The sequence below is a fragment of the Streptomyces sp. CNH189 genome (genome assembly GCF_000527195.1).
On sequence record NZ_AZUS01000021.1, the window covers coordinates 81140 to 95547 of the forward strand.

The following is a 14408-nucleotide window of genomic DNA, read 5'->3' on the forward strand; positions in this document are numbered from 1 at the left end:
CGCCCGCCCCCACCACACCGCAACCCTGCGCCGCAGGCGTCACACCCCAGCCCCCACCGACCGCAACGCTGCGCCGCAGGCGTCAGCCCCAAGCCCCCACCAGACCGCAACCCCGCGCCACAGGCGTCACACCTCAGCCCCCACGCGCCCCCTCCGCCGCACCAAGGCCAGCCCCACCGCCAGCACCACGTACGGCACCGCCGACACCGCGAACGCCGCACCGTGCCCGTGGCCCGACGCGATCACCGCGTACCCCGCGAACACCGTCAGCGTCACGGCCTCCGTGCAGAGCCCCGCCACCGACGTGAGCGTCGCCCGCCCCGTCGACTCGATCCGGTGCTGCAGGCGCGCCTCCGCCAGCACGGTCGCCGCCTGGAACGCGCCGAACGCCACCGCGACCAGCAGCAGTCCCGCCACCGTCCCGGCGACAGCGCCCACCGCCAGGGCCACGCCGCCCGCGCCCAGCAGCAGAGCGAGCCCGCCCGTGCCGAACCGCTCCCCCTCCCCCGCCAGCAGACTTCCGGCGGTGGCCCCGCCCCAGATCACCAGCAGCACCCACGGCACGGCCACGTCAGCGACCCCCGCCTCGCGCACCAGCAACGGCGTGTACTCGTCCAGCGCCCCCCACACCGCCGCCACCGCCGGCACCAGCAGCAACGCGCCCCGCACGGACCGGTCCCGTCGAGCCTCACCCAGACCGGCCCGCAAGGCGTCGCCCCAGCCTGGACGCTCCTCGGCCCGCGCCACCCGGTGCTCGGGAAACCTCAGCGCGGTCACCGAGGTCAGCAGGCACACCAGCACACTCGCCGCCCCCACGGCCGCATGGCCGCCCCACGCGAGCACAGGTCCGGCCAGTCCCATCGCCGCCATCACGGCGACCAGGCCGGCCGCCCGCGCCCGTCCCAGCACTCGCGCGTACCGGTCGGACGCCCCGCTCCGCTCCAGCTCGTCGTAGACGAGAGCCTCCAGCGCACCGGAGCACAGCGCCCCGCCGGTCCCCCACAGCACGAACCCCGCCGCGAAGGCGGCGTACGACGGCACGAGGATCCACAGGGCGAACCCGGCGCCCGTCAGCAGCGGACCGATGACCAGCAACAGCCGCCGTGACACCGCGTCGGCCCACGCCCCGGACGGAACCTCCAGCACCACGGCGGTGACGGACCACAGGGCGAACAGGGACGAGATCTGCCACACGGACAGCCCGGCGTCGCTGAACAGCAGCGCGTACACCGGGTACAGCAGGACGAATTCTTCGAGGAACGAGTAGCCGTACAGCGTGGTCGTCAGCCGACGCACGCGCACGTCGACGGCACGCGTGGGCGTGAGAGTCATGAGGCCTTCCCGTAAGGGCGGTTCGGACACCGGACGCTGAGGTCGAACGGCGCCCGCGGCGGCCCTCGGGAGGCACTACGGATGAATCAATGTCGCCAGGTCATACCCCCGAGGGTAGTCCTCCGCCCCTCGGCGGCACCACCACATTCCCCTTCCGCTTCATCCGCTGCCACGGCAGCCGGTACCCGCTGACCGCGGTGAGACAGGCCTGCACCAGCACGAGGTACATGACCTGCCGGTACACGACCTGCTGCACCGGCAGCGCCCACAGCGGCCGCAGCGGCTCCCCGTCGAGACGGAAGGCGTATGCGGCGCACACCCCCTGCACGGCCAGCACCCCCAGCCAGGCCAACGCGGTGAGGAGCGGGTTGCCGAACACCAGCCCGTACACGGTCAGCAGGTCGATCAGCGGGGCGAGCAGCGGCGTGAGGATCTGGAACACCGCCAGCAACGGCAGCCCCACCCGCCCGAACCGCCCCGCGTGCCCGCGCTCGACGAGGGCGTGCCGGTGCTTCCACGCGGCCTGCATCGTGCCGTAGCTCCACCGGTACCGCTGGCGCCACAGCTGCCGCAGCGAACCCGGTGCCTCGGTCCAGGCGAGCGCGTGCTCGGCGTAGCGGACGTCCCAGCCCGCCCGGTGCAGGGCCATGGTGATGTCGGTGTCCTCCGCGAGGGTGTCCCCGCTCATCATCCCGGCCTGCCGCAGGGCGGAGACCCGGAAGGCCCCGACGGCACCGGGGACGGTGGGCATGCAGCGCAGCAGGTCGTACATGCGCCGGTCGAGGTTGAAGCCCATGACGTACTCGATGTGCTGCCAGCGGCCGAGCATGCCGCGCCGGTTGCCGACCTTGGCGTTGCCGGCGGTGGCGCCGACGGACGGGTCGGCGAACGGCTCGACGAGGCGGCCGACGGTCGAGGGCTCGAAGACGGTGTCGGCGTCGAGCATCACGACGACCTCGTGCGAGGCGTGCAGCACTCCGGTGTTCAGCGCGGCGGCCTTGCCCCGGTTGGGGGTGCGCACCACGGTCACCCCGGGCAGCCCCAGCGCCTCGGCGGCGTCGGCGGTCCCGTCGTCGGACCCGTCGTCCACGACGACGATCTGCACGGGGTGGTCGCTCGCGACCAGCGACCGCAGTGTCTTGCCGATGCACACGACCTCGTTGTACGCGGGCACGACCACGCTGACCGGCCCGGTGGCGGGCGGCCCCGGCCCGGCGCGCGGACGCCGGCGTGCGAGCCGCGCGTGACGGTGTGCCAGCCCGAGCATCACCACGCACCGCGCCAGCACCAGCCCCCCGACGACCAGCAGCAGCGCGCTCAGCACGGACACCGTCGTCCCCGACACGGTCACAGCGGTCACGAACACCCACCCCTGCCACCGCTCCGCGGTGTCGACGCCGCCCGTGAGGCGTTCCACGCCCACCAGCTCGGCGACCGTGGAGAAGCGGTAGCCGTCCGCCTTCAGCCGCGGCACCAGCGTCTCCAGCGCCCGCACGGTCTGCGAGCGGTCGCCTCCGGAGTCGTGGAGCAGGACGATCGTCCCCCGGCCGGGCACCTCGGGGACGGCCGCGTCGGCGATGGCCCGGGCGCCGGGCCGGCTCCAGTCGCGGGTGTCCTGGTCGACGAAGGCCAGCACGTACCCCTTCTCACCGAGGTGCCGGGCGACGGCCCAGGAAGGGCCGTCCAGGGCGGCGGGCGTCGAGGAGTACGGCATCCGCAGCAGCGAGCTGTTGATCCCGGCGGCCCCGGCGAGGGCGAGCTGGGTGAACGCCAGCTCCCGGTCGACCGCGTCCTCGGACTGCGTGGCCAGGTCGGGGTGGGAGAAGGTGTGCACCCCGATCTCGTGTCCCGAGCGGATCAGGTCCCGTACGAGGTCGGGGTGGCGGACCGTCTGCCGTCCGGTGACGAAGAACGTGCCCGGCACGTCGTGGCGGTCGAGGACCTCGCGGATCCGGGGCGTCCACGCGGGGTCGGGTCCGTCGTCGAAGGTCAGGACGACCGTCCTGACCGGGGCCCGGTAGGTGCGCGGCGGATCGTGGCCCGCGTCGACGACCGGTCCCCCGCCCGCGACCTCCGGGGGCACGCCCGCCCCGCTCCGGCCGGCCCGCTCCCCGCGGCCCTCCTGGTCCCCGGCGAAGCCGCGGGAGGTGTAGCCCTCGACCGCGAGGACGGAGACGACGAAGGCCAGCAGGACCAGCGGCACCACGATGCGGAACCAGCGCCGCCGCGTCCCCGGTGTCGCGGGCGGTGGACCGGCCGGGCGGTGCGGTCGCCCCCGCATCAGGGGGTCCCGGCGGCCGGTGGGTCGTCGGGCAGGGAGGCGCCGGGGTTCTCGGACGGCGCCTCGGGCGTGGGCTGCGGCGTCCCGGGCGGCTCGGGCGGGTTGTCCGTGCCGGGCCCGGACGGCTCGTCGGTGCCGGGCGGCGGCGCCTCGGAGTCGCCGCCGTCGCCGGGCACGGACGGCTCACCGGCGCCCGGTTCCTGCGGGTCCTCGGGCGCACCCGGCTCCTCGGCGTCGTCGCCGGGCTCCTCGGAGGGCGCCGGCCCGTCCGTGACCTCGACCCCGCCGGCGTCCGGCGGCTCCACCGGCACCCCGGCGACGCTCCCGGGATCGGCGCCGGGCGGCAGCAGCAGGGAGCCCGCCGGATCCTCACCGGCGATGAGCGGGATCAGCGGCGTGCCCGGCCCCACCCCGGCCCCGGCCTCCTCGCGCGGCCGGGCGTCTCCCTCGGCGTCCTGGCGCAGCGGGGCGGTCGGGGAGGAATCACCGGGCAGTGGCGGCAGCAGGGCCTCCGGGGCGAACGGGGTCGCCCCCATCAGGCTCAGCGCGAGCACGCTCAGATAGCCGGCCGCCAGCCCGGCGGCCCCGTATCCGGCCCGCCGCAGCAGCCGGGCCCGCCGGCCGGAGGCGTCGACGAAAACCGGATCCGGCCCTTCGGGCTCACCGGTGACCGCACCGGAATCGGAGGGCTGCCGCATACGCCCCAGATTACGCCGATTCAGTGACCCTCACGCGGGGACGGCCCGCCGGGGCGGCCGTCCGACGTGGACGACCTCGGGTCACGGCCTAGGCCGGCGAGCCGGACGAGAACCGCCGCAGCAGCGGCGACAGCACCAGCACGGACTTGGTGCGCTCGACGAAGGGCTCGCCGGCGATGCGCTCCAGCACCCGTTCGAAGTGGCGCATGTCGGAGGCGAAGACCTGGGCGACCGCGTCCGCGTCACCGGTGACGGTGGAGGCGGCGACGACCTCCTGGTAGCGCTCCAGGCCCCGCTGGATGGTCTCCGGGGAGGTGTTGCTGCGGCAGTAGATCTCGACGAACCCCTCCGTCTGCCAGCCGAGGGCCGCGGGGTCCACCCGTACGGTGAAGCCGGTGATGGCCCCGGTCGCGCGCAGCCGGTCCACGCGCCGTTTCACGGCGGGCGCGGACAGACCGACGAGCTGGCCGATGTCCGCGTAGGAGCGGCGGGCGTCCTCGGCGAGGGCGTGCACGATGCGTTCGTCGAGATCGTTCAGCACTGCGGGTGGTTCACTTCGCTTCTGGTGCGGCGGGGACGGCGAGCCGGGAGCGGCGGTAGCCGTAGAGGAAGTAGAACACGAGGCCGACGGCCATCCAGACACCGAAGACCACCCAGGTGACGGTGGACAGGCTGCCCATCATCCACAGGCAGAGGCCGAAGCCGACGGCGGGCAGCAGCGGGGACAGCGGCACGCGGAACGTGCGCGGCATGTCGGGGCGGCTGCGGCGCAGCACCACCACGGCGACGTTGACCAGCGCGAAGGCGAAGAGGGTGCCGATGCTGGTGGCGTCGGCGAGCTGGCCGAGCGGGACGGCGGCGGCCAGCACACCGCAGAACACGGAAACGATCAGTGTGTTGGCGCGGGGCGTGCCGCTGCGCGGGCTGACCCGGGCGAACACCTTGGGCACCAGTCCGTCCCGGGACATGGCGAACAGGATGCGGGTCTGGCCGTAGAGCACGGTGAGGACGACGCTCGCAATGGCGATGACGGCGCAGAACGCCAGCAGGGTGCCCCAGAAGCTCTGGCCGGTGACCTCGCGCATGATCTGGGCGAGGGTGGCTTCGGAGTCGGTGAACTGCCGCCACGGCTTGGCGCCCACGGCGACGGCGGCGACCAGGACGTACAGCGCGGTGATGATGGCGAGCGACAGCAGGATGGCGCGGGGCAGGTCGCGCTGGGGGTTCTTCGCCTCCTCACCGGCGGTGGAAGCGGCGTCGAAGCCGATGTAGGAGAAGAACAGGGTGGCTCCGGCGGCGCTGACGCCGGCCATGCCGAGCGGCATGAAGTTGTCGTAGTTGCCGGAGCGGAAGCCCTGGACGCCGATGGCGCAGAACAGGACCAGGGCGCCGATCTTCACGAGGACCATGACGGTGTTGGCGCGGGCGGACTCACGGGCGCCGCCCAGCAGGAACGCCATGGCGAGCAGGACCACGATCAGCGCCGGCGCGTTGAAGATGCCGCCGTCACCGGGCGGGGCGGACAGCGCGGCGGGCAGGGTGACGCCGATGGTGCCGTCGAGGAGTTCGTTGAGGTACTCGCCCCAGCCGACGGCGACGGCGGCGACCGAGACGCCGTACTCCAGCATCAGGCACCAGCCGCAGACCCAGGCGATCAGTTCGCCCATCGTTGCGTACGCATACGAGTAGGAGGAGCCCGAGACCGGGATGGTGCCGGCCAGTTCGGCGTAGGAGAGGGCCGAGAAGAGGGCCGTCAGACCGGCGATGACGAAGGACAGCGTGACCGCGGGCCCGGCCTTGGGGACGGCCTCGCCGAGGACGACGAAGATGCCGGTGCCGAGCGTGGCACCGATGCTGATCATGGTCAGCTGCCACAGTCCGAGGGACCGCCGCAGCGTGCCGCCCTCGCCCTGGCCACCCTCCGCGACCAGGCGTTCCACGGGCTTGCGGCGCATCAGGCGCATGCCGATGCCCGATGACTGCGGGGCGGAGGGACCGCCGTCGTGCGAGGGTGCGCCCTGGTCGAGCACGCGCTGACTCCTTGATCGCTGCCGGGCTTCCGCGGCCGGGGACCGACGGCACCCCGCGACAGCCGGGACCCGTCGAGCGGGGTCCCCGCCACACACGTACAGCGCGTAACACTACGAGGTTCTCCGTTGCTGCTGAAATGCAGCAACCTTGCGCACCACCGCAAGATCATTGCGTTCCTCGAGGTGAGGCGGGTGTTCGTTGCGCCGGCCGTGTGGGCCGTTCCACACCCGCCTCTCCCGCCGCGGGGTCAGCTCCAGCTGGCGTGCAGCGGCTTGCCCTCCGCGTAACCGGCCGCGCTCTGGATGCCGACGACGGCCTTCTCGGCGAACTCCTCCAGCGAGCCGGCACCGGCGTAGGTGCAGGAGGAGCGGACGCCCGCGATGATCGAGTCGATCAGGTCCTCGACGCCGGGGCGCTCCAGGTCGAGGAACATGCGGGAGGTGGAGATCCCCTCCTCGAACAGCGCCTTGCGGGCGCGGTCGTAGGCGGACTCCTCGGAGGTGCGGTTGCGCACGGCACGGGCGGACGCCATGCCGAACGACTCCTTGTAGGGGCGGCCGTTCGCGTCGTGCTGGAGGTCGCCCGGGGACTCGTAGGTGCCGGCGAACCACGAGCCGATCATCACGTTGGACGCGCCGGCCGCGAGGGCCATGGCCACGTCGCGCGGGTGGCGCACACCGCCGTCGGCCCACACGTGCTTGCCGTACTTCTTCGCCTCGGCGGCGCACTCCAGCACCGCGGAGAACTGCGGCCGGCCGACGCCGGTCATCATGCGGGTGGTGCACATGGCGCCGGGGCCCACGCCGACCTTGACGATGTCCGCGCCGGCCTCGATCAGGTCGCGCACGCCCTCGGCGGAGACGATGTTGCCGGCGACCACCGGGACCTGCGGGTCGAGTCCGCGCACCAGCCGCACGGCGTTGATCATCGACTCCTGGTGGCCGTGCGCGGTGTCGATGACGAGGGTGTCGACGCCCGCCTCGAGGAGCTGCTTGGCCTTGCCGGCGACATCGCCGTTGATGCCGACGGCGGCGGCGACGCGCAGCTTGCCCTGGGCGTCCGTGGCGGGCGTGTACAGCGTGGCGCGCAGGGCGCCCTTGCGGGTGAGGATGCCCGCCAGCCGGCCCTCACGGTCGACGGCGGGCGCGTAGCGGCGGTTGGCGCCGTCGAGGGTGTTGAAGGCCTCGCGCGGGTCCATCTCGGCGTCCAGGAGGATCAGGTCCTTGGACATGACCTCGTCGAGCTGGGTGAAGCGGTCCACGCCGGACAGGTCGGCGTCGGTGACCACGCCCACCGGCCGGTGTTCCGCGTCGACGACGACGCCCGCGTTGTGCGCCCGCTTCGGCAGCAGGGACAGCGCGTCGGCGACGGTCTGGTGCGGGGCCAGCACGATGGGGGTGTCCAGCACCAGGTGGCGGCCCTTCACCCAGGAGACGACCTCGGCGACGACCTCGATGGGGATGTCCTGCGGTATGACGACGAGTCCGCCGCGCCGGGCCACCGTCTCCGCCATGCGGCGTCCGGCGATGGCGGTCATGTTGGCGACGACGAGCGGGACGGTGGTGCCCGTGCCGTCCGGGGAGCTGAGGTCGACGCCCTGCCGCGAACCGACCGCGGAGCGGCTCGGCACCATGAAGACGTCGTCGTACGTCAGGTCGTACGCGGGCTGGATGTCGTTGAGGAAACGCACGTGCTGCACATCCCAGTCGATCAGAGGTGGCCCCCGGACAGGTCAGCCAGGGGGAAGAGCACGTACTTCATTCTCCCATGGCGACCGGAATGTCAGCCCCGGTCGGATCGTCCAGCCTGGTCCGGGAGGTGCTCGGCGGATCCTCCAACGGCGAGCGCCACGGTGAGGGAGGGGGTGCGGTCCGCGGCCTCCGCGAACACCTCCTGGGCGGTCGCCCATTCCTCCGGGTGCGCCGTCGCGTACGCCCGCCAGCCGCGGACGACGAGCAGCAGCCCGCGTTCCACCGCGCCCTCGGGCCAGACGGTGTGGTCGGCGAGGGAGTCCACCAGGGCGTCCCAGTTGCGGCCGAACCACTCGGGGAGCGCCAGCGCACGGGCGCACCGGTCCATCAGGCCCGCCTTGTCGGTCACCCCGTCGAGGTCGACGGGAACCACGAGCCGGCCGGTGAGATCCTGTGTCATCTCAGTACCGCCCTGAACGATGCGTAGTGGTCGTCGGTGTAGTACGTCTCTCTGTTCCGGCCGGTGACGATGCGCCGGGCGCCCCGGTCGTCCGATCCCGGCGTCGGCACCGTGTACTCGTGGTAGTAGCCCCGGTCGTGCTGGGGCAGCAGTCCTTCGAAGTTGCCGAACACGACGCCGTCCCGCTCGTAGGGGAAGGGGCCGCCCTCGTCGATGAGCTCCAGGGTGCGGCGGGCCTCGGCGGGCAGGTCGGAGGCCTGCACGGTGGGCAGTCCCTCGGCCCACGCCGGCACCCCGCCGTCGTCGCCCGCGGTCGAGCAGCCCGCCAGCAGGGCGAGCAGCAGGCAGGCCACGAGACGCGGGAGGAGGGCGCGTCGCAGCATCATGCGGCCGATGCTGCCAGCCCCCTCCCGGTCCCACCCGCCGTCAGGGGCCGTCCGGGTCCGCGCGGTTCAGGGAGGACCGCGGGGCGGGTCCTGCGGACATCAGGTAGTCGGCGGCGGAGGTGTCGGTCACCAGGCTGGTGACGAGGCCGGAGCGCAGCACCGCGTCGATCGCCGGTCCCTTGCGCTGTCCGCCGGCGATCGCGACGACCTCGGGCACCTTGCGCAGCTGGTCGGTCTTGACCGTGATGCACCGCTCGCCCAGGTCGCGGCCGACGCGGCGGCCCTCGGCGTCGAAGAGGTGGGCCGACATCTCGGCGGCGACACCGAGGGAGGCGTAGTGCGCCCGCTCCTCGTCGCTGAGCATGTCGTGCACGGTGGAGATGCCCGGCTCCCAGGAGCCGATGGACACACAGGCGACGGTGACCTTGTCGAAGTACTCGAAGGCCCGCGCGATGCCCGTCTGGTGGCGCAGCGCCTCCGCGGTGGCGGCGTCGGGCAGGAGCATCGGCGCGTAGATGGGGTGGGCGTCGCCGCCGGACACCTGGGCGGCGCGGCGCACGGCCTCCACCGAGCCTCGCTCGGCGGTGCCCGCGTCGTACACGCCGGTCAGCTGGACGACCGTGCAGGGCGGCAGCCGGTCGAGGGCCGCCGCCATGTGGATGGTGGAACGGCCCCAGGCCAGGCCCAGCACATCGCCTTCGTTGACCAGCTCGCCGAGCAGGTCGGCGGCCACCTCTCCCAGGTTCTCCGGGTCGGGGGTCTCCTCGGCCTCGGCCGGGGACTCGACCACGACGGCGTGCCGCAGGCCGTAGCGGGCGCGGAGCGCGTCCGAGCGCTCGGCGTCCAGCTCGGCGGGCACGCGGATCTCGATGCGTACCAGATCACGCTCGAGGGCGGTCTCCAGGACCCGGGCCACCTTGAAGCGGCTGACGCCGAACTCCTCGGCGATCTGGATCTTGGACTTGCCCTCGAGGTAGAAGCGGCGGGCCATGGCCGCCGCCTGCACCAGCTCAGCGGGTCCCATCCGCATGGCTGACCGGCCCGCCGACATACCCGACACGGCGCTCTCCTCACTGCTGTTCACACTCTGGACTCGCCGTTCATCCTTGCAGATCCGGCGCTGTCGATCAGCCCTGCTGACCGCCGTTCACGTATATGACGCTCAGTGGTCGTGCAACCACGACGCCTTCGACGTCGCCGCCTCCGCCTGCTTGCGCAGGGCACGGACCGCCTCGGCCGGGTCCGAGGCGCCGTACACCGCGGAGCCCGCGACGAAGACGTCGGCGCCGGCGTCGGCGCACCGCTCGATGGTGGAGGCCGAGACACCGCCGTCGACCTGCAGCCACAGCTGCAGACCGTGCTTGCTGATCAGTTCACGGGTGCGGCGGATCTTCGGCAGCATGATGTCGAGGAACGCCTGCCCGCCGAAGCCCGGCTCGACCGTCATGATCAGCAGCATGTCCAGCTCGGGCAGCAGGTCCTCGTACGGCTCGATCGGCGTCGCGGGCCGCAGGGCCATGGACGCGCGGGCGCCCTTGGCGCGGATCTCCCGGGCGAGCCGGACCGGCGCGGTGGCGGCCTCGACGTGGAACGTGACGGAGGAGGCCCCCGCCTCCACGAACTGCGGCGCCCAGCGGTCGGGCGCCTCGATCATCAGATGGCAGTCCAGCGGCGTGTCCGTGGCACGGGCGAGCGACTCCACGACCGGCACGCCGAGGGTCAGGTTGGGGACGAAGTGATTGTCCATCACGTCGACGTGGAGCCAGTCGGCTCCCTCCACGGCTTTCGCCTCGTCCGCGAGCCGGGCGAAGTCGGCGGACAGGATGCTGGGACTGATCTGCGGGGCCATGCCCCCAGCGTATGCGCTGCGCCGCGCGGCGGTACCAACGGTCCGGGGACTGGTCAACGGCGGGTGGTGACACGGATCTTCCGTGCCGCCACCCGCCGTTGACATGTCCCACCCGGGCCCGTCGCGCACGGCGGCCCTGGCCTGGTGGCCGCTGGGCGCGGGCGGGGCGGGCCGTCCGGCGCCCACGAGAGGCTGCGTCGAGCCGCGGCTCAGGCGTGCCCCGACGACACCGGTGTGTCCGCCGAGGCCGGAGGGCGCACGCGTCCTCCGGGTCAGGCCGTGCGGCGCAGCAGCGCCAGATACATCGCGTCGGTGCCGTGGAGGTGGGGCCAGAGCTGGATGTCCGGGCCCTCGCCGAGGTCCGGGACGTCCGGGAGGAGCGGGCGGGCGTCGATCAGTTCGGCGTCCGGGAACTGCTTGAGCAGGTCCGCCACCACCGCCCGGGTCTCCGCGAGGTGCGGCGAGCAGGTCGCGTAGCCGACGACACCGCCGACCCGTACGGACTCCAGCGCGGTCCGCAGCAGTCCGCGCTGCAGGGGCGCGAAGCCGTCGAGGTCCTCGGGGCGGCGCCGCCACCGCGCCTCGGGCCGGCGTCGCAACGCGCCCAGACCGGTGCACGGCACGTCGACCAGCACCCGGTCGAAGCTTCCGGGGCGCCACGGCGGCCGGGTCCCGTCGGCGGCGACCACCTGGTACGGCCCGGGGTTGCCGGCCAGCGCCTTGGCGACCAGGCCCGCGCGGTGCGGCTGCTTCTCGGAGGCGAGCAGCACGGCACCGCGCTCGGCGGCGATCGCACCGAGCAGTGCCGCCTTGCCGCCGGGCCCCGCGCACGCGTCCAGCCACCGGCGGTCCGGCCCCTCGACGGGCGCCGCCGCGAGCGCGAGCGCCACCAGCTGGCTGCCCTCGTCCTGCACGCCGGCCCGCCCCTCGGCGACCGCCGGGACCGCGCCGGGCTCCCCGCCCTCGGTGAGCCGCACCGCGTACGGGGACCAGCGGCCGGGGACGGCGGCCTCCTCGTCGAGCAGTTCGTCGGCCGTGGACCGTCCTGGACGGGCGACCAGCGTCACCTCGGGCCGTTCGTTGTCGGCGCGCAGCAGCTCCTCGACGCCGGCGCGTCCGCCGCCGAGGGAGTCCCACAGCGCGGAGACCACCCAGCGGGGATGCGAGTGCACGACCGCGAGGTGGTCCTCGGGGTCCTCGTCGTAGGGCGGCGCGACCCGCTCCAGCCAGCCGTCCAGGTCGTCCTGGGCGATCTTGCGCAGCACGGCGTTGACGAACTTGGCACGCCCGTCGCCGAGCACCACCCGGGCCAGTTCCACGGTCGCGGACACGGCGGCGTGCGTCGGGATCCGCGTGCCGAGAAGCTGGTGAGCGCCGAGGCTCAGCACGTCGAGCACCGGCGGGTCCACCTCGCGCAGCGGGCGGTCGACGCAGGCCGCGATGACGGCGTCGTAGGTGCCCTGGCGGCGGAGGGTGCCGTACACCAGCTCGGTGGCGAGCGCCGCGTCCCGCGCGTCGAACTTCTCGGGTCCCTCGCTCTCGCGCGCCTTGCGCAGCAGCGGGGGCAGGACGAGGTTGGCGTACGCGTCACGCTCGTCCACGGCCCGCAGCGCCTCGAAGGCGAGGATGCGGACGGGGTCCTTCTTGGGGCGGCGGTAGGGCTTGGCGGGCCTGTGGGGCCGACGGGGCTGGTCGCTCACGTAAAAGGTGCTCCGGATGTGGGGTGAAGTGCGCGCTCCAGCCTACGTCGTGGAGCAGCCGGGGGCGTCAGCCGCCGAGGGTCTCCCCGGCCGCGATCCGCACCCCGCGCGCCCAGTCGGCGGCGCGCATCGGCTTCTTGCCCTGGGCCTGCACCCACAGCAGCTCCACGGCGTACGAACCGGTCCCGACGTACACGTTGTTCTTCCCCGCGTGCAGCTGCCCGGGGGCGAGGTCGGTCCGGTCCGGTACCGGCACGGCCTGGACGATCTTCAGCCGCTCGCCGCGGAAGGTGGTCCAGGCGCCGGGCGCGGGCGTGCAGCCGCGGACGACCCGGTCGACGCGCAGCGCCGGGGTCCCCCAGTCCACACGGGCGTCCTCGACGTTCACCTTGGGGGCCAGGCTGACGCCGTCGGCGGGCTGCGGTACGGCCTTCAGGGTGCCGTCCTCGATGCCGTCCATGGTCGCGGCGAGCAGCCCCGAGCCGGCGAAGGCGAGCCGGGTGAGCAGGTCACCGCTGGTGTCCGTGGGGCGGATCTCCTCGGTGACCGTGCCGTAGACGGGCCCGGAGTCCAGGCCCTCCTCGATCAGGAAGGTGCTGGCACCGGTGATCTCGTCGCCCGCCATGATCGCGTGCTGCACGGGGGCGGCTCCGCGCCAGGCGGGCAGCAGTGAGAAGTGCAGGTTGACCCAGCCGTGGGCGGGGATGTCGAGGGCGACCCGGGGCAGCAGGGCGCCGTAGGCGACGACGGGGCAGCAGTCCGGTGCGATCTCGGTGAGCCGCTCCAGGAACTCGGGGTCGCGGGGCTTCGCGGGCTTCAGCACCTCGATCCCGGCCTCCTCCGCGCGCTCGGCGACCGGCGAGGCGACGAGCCTGCGGCCACGGCCGGCGGGCGCGTCGGGGCGCGTCACGACGGCGGCGACCTCGTGCCGCCCGGAGGCGAGAAGAGCGTCCAGTGCGGGAACGGCGACCTCGGGGGTACCGGCGAAGACGAGCTTCATGGGGTGCTGAGGGCCTCTCGGGCGGGAACGTTCGGGCGACGCACCAGTCTATGGGGCGGCCCTCCCCTGCGGACGCGGGGACGACGTGCCGCGCCCGGCACGCCGCCCCCGCGGTGCAGGAACGTTCCGAGCTGGGGCCCCGCCGTACGAGGTGGTCCTCGCAGGGGCGTACGCATATGCCGCCGCGCCCCCAGCCCGTGACCCGCGGACCGAATCGGCGTTGGTCAAGAAAGAGTTGACCACGGGCCCTGACAGGGTCCATCCCTTTCAACGCCGGTTCGAGAGGCTTGTTCATGGCCGACCACGCAACCCACGACGCCCAGGCTCGGGCCAGCCTGCACTTGCTGGTGCGGGACATCGAGCGGGTCCGCCGGCAGGTGGACGCACTGCGCACGCTCACCGCCCAGCTCGGCAACGTCTACCGCCCGCGCCGCTCCGGCCCCTCCACGGGCTTCGTCGTCTACGGACGCGCCCCCGCCCCGACCGTCCGTCTCGCCCAGGAGCTGCGGGACAGCGTCGAGACCCTGGTCACGGCCGCCGTGGACTTCGACCGCTCCCTCGGCTTCTCGTGGGACGCGGTGGGCTCCGCCCTCGGGGTCACCAAGCAGGCGGTGCACCGCCGGTACGGCGCCCGCCGGGCGACCGCGCAGGCAGCGGCTCCCGTCGAGGGCGAGCGGGCCCCGGAGCCGTCCACCACCCGCACGGTCAACGTGGGCGCCGGTGTCACCACCGTGCCCACCGTGCCCGCGGCCCGCTCCATGCCGACCCAGCCGACGGCGGGCAGCCCGTCCCTCCGCGACGACCCGCGCCCCACGGCCTTCCCGACCCCCCGCAACGGCTGACGCACCAGCCCTCCGTACCGCCCTCCCGGTTCGCCGTCCCGGGAGGGCCCCTCCATCCGGCCCCGAGGGTTCGCCCCGGGCCGCATGACGCGGAACGCCGCGCACGACCGTCGGCCGGCACCCGCCGGTCGACGGCCC

Annotated in this window: 13 protein-coding genes; 1 reads left to right on the forward strand and 12 read right to left on the reverse strand. The window is 73.7% G+C overall.

Annotation, left to right across the window (positions count from 1 at the left end):
• Nucleotides 1–126: 126 nt before the first annotated feature.
• The 12 genes from B100_RS0126030 to fmt all read right to left on the reverse strand — a co-directional run bounded on the left by B100_RS0126030 (nucleotide 127) and on the right by fmt (nucleotide 13428).
• Nucleotides 127–1332, reverse strand: a complete 1206-nt coding sequence (locus B100_RS0126030) for an MFS transporter (protein WP_024887348.1) — start codon at nucleotides 1330–1332, stop codon at nucleotides 127–129.
• A 100-nt stretch (nucleotides 1333–1432) separates the two neighbouring features.
• Nucleotides 1433–3613 carry a glycosyltransferase gene (locus B100_RS0126035; protein ID WP_024887349.1) on the reverse strand — a complete coding sequence of 727 codons (2181 nt, stop codon included), beginning with the start codon at nucleotides 3611–3613 and terminating at the stop codon, nucleotides 1433–1435.
• Entirely contained in the window at nucleotides 3613–4311 is a 699-nt protein-coding gene (locus tag B100_RS0126040) for a hypothetical protein (RefSeq protein WP_024887350.1), read from the reverse strand. Before B100_RS0126040 ends, B100_RS0126035 begins: the two co-directional genes overlap by 1 nt.
• 88 nt (nucleotides 4312–4399) lie before the next feature.
• On the reverse strand, nucleotides 4400–4852 hold the full coding sequence (locus B100_RS0126045; protein ID WP_024887351.1) for an Lrp/AsnC family transcriptional regulator: 453 nt from the start codon (nucleotides 4850–4852) through the stop codon (nucleotides 4400–4402).
• Between the two features lie 10 nt (nucleotides 4853–4862).
• Complete coding sequence (locus B100_RS0126050; protein WP_024887352.1) at nucleotides 4863–6341, reverse strand: amino acid permease; 1479 nt, start codon at nucleotides 6339–6341, stop codon at nucleotides 4863–4865.
• Nucleotides 6342–6589: 248 nt separating this feature from the next.
• Nucleotides 6590–8032: a GuaB1 family IMP dehydrogenase-related protein gene (locus B100_RS0126055; protein ID WP_024887353.1), complete on the reverse strand. Its 1443-nt coding sequence runs from the start codon at nucleotides 8030–8032 to the stop codon at nucleotides 6590–6592.
• 92 nt (nucleotides 8033–8124) lie between these two features.
• Nucleotides 8125–8493, reverse strand: a complete 369-nt coding sequence (locus B100_RS0126060) for a barstar family protein (RefSeq protein WP_024887354.1) — start codon at nucleotides 8491–8493, stop codon at nucleotides 8125–8127.
• Nucleotides 8490–8879, reverse strand: a complete 390-nt coding sequence (locus B100_RS0126065; RefSeq protein WP_024887355.1) for a ribonuclease domain-containing protein — start codon at nucleotides 8877–8879, stop codon at nucleotides 8490–8492. The genes B100_RS0126060 and B100_RS0126065 overlap by 4 nt, the downstream gene beginning before the upstream one ends.
• Nucleotides 8880–8919: 40 nt before the next feature.
• Nucleotides 8920–9963: a sugar-binding domain-containing protein gene (locus B100_RS0126070; RefSeq protein ID WP_024887356.1), complete on the reverse strand. Its 1044-nt coding sequence runs from the start codon at nucleotides 9961–9963 to the stop codon at nucleotides 8920–8922.
• A 78-nt stretch (nucleotides 9964–10041) separates the two neighbouring features.
• The gene (gene rpe / locus B100_RS0126075; protein ID WP_024887357.1) at nucleotides 10042–10728 is read right to left on the reverse strand and encodes a ribulose-phosphate 3-epimerase; all 687 of its coding nucleotides are present in this window, start codon (nucleotides 10726–10728) and stop codon (nucleotides 10042–10044) included.
• A 272-nt stretch (nucleotides 10729–11000) separates the two neighbouring features.
• On the reverse strand, nucleotides 11001–12428 hold the full coding sequence (locus B100_RS0126080) for a transcription antitermination factor NusB (protein ID WP_024887358.1): 1428 nt from the start codon (nucleotides 12426–12428) through the stop codon (nucleotides 11001–11003).
• Nucleotides 12429–12495: 67 nt separating this feature from the next.
• Nucleotides 12496–13428: a methionyl-tRNA formyltransferase gene (gene fmt / locus B100_RS0126085; RefSeq protein ID WP_024887359.1), complete on the reverse strand. Its 933-nt coding sequence runs from the start codon at nucleotides 13426–13428 to the stop codon at nucleotides 12496–12498.
• A gap of 293 nt (nucleotides 13429–13721) precedes the next feature.
• Between fmt and B100_RS0126090 the strand changes: the two genes are divergently transcribed.
• The gene (locus B100_RS0126090) at nucleotides 13722–14270 is read left to right on the forward strand and encodes a hypothetical protein (protein WP_024887360.1); all 549 of its coding nucleotides are present in this window, start codon (nucleotides 13722–13724) and stop codon (nucleotides 14268–14270) included.
• Nucleotides 14271–14408 lie beyond the last annotated feature (138 nt).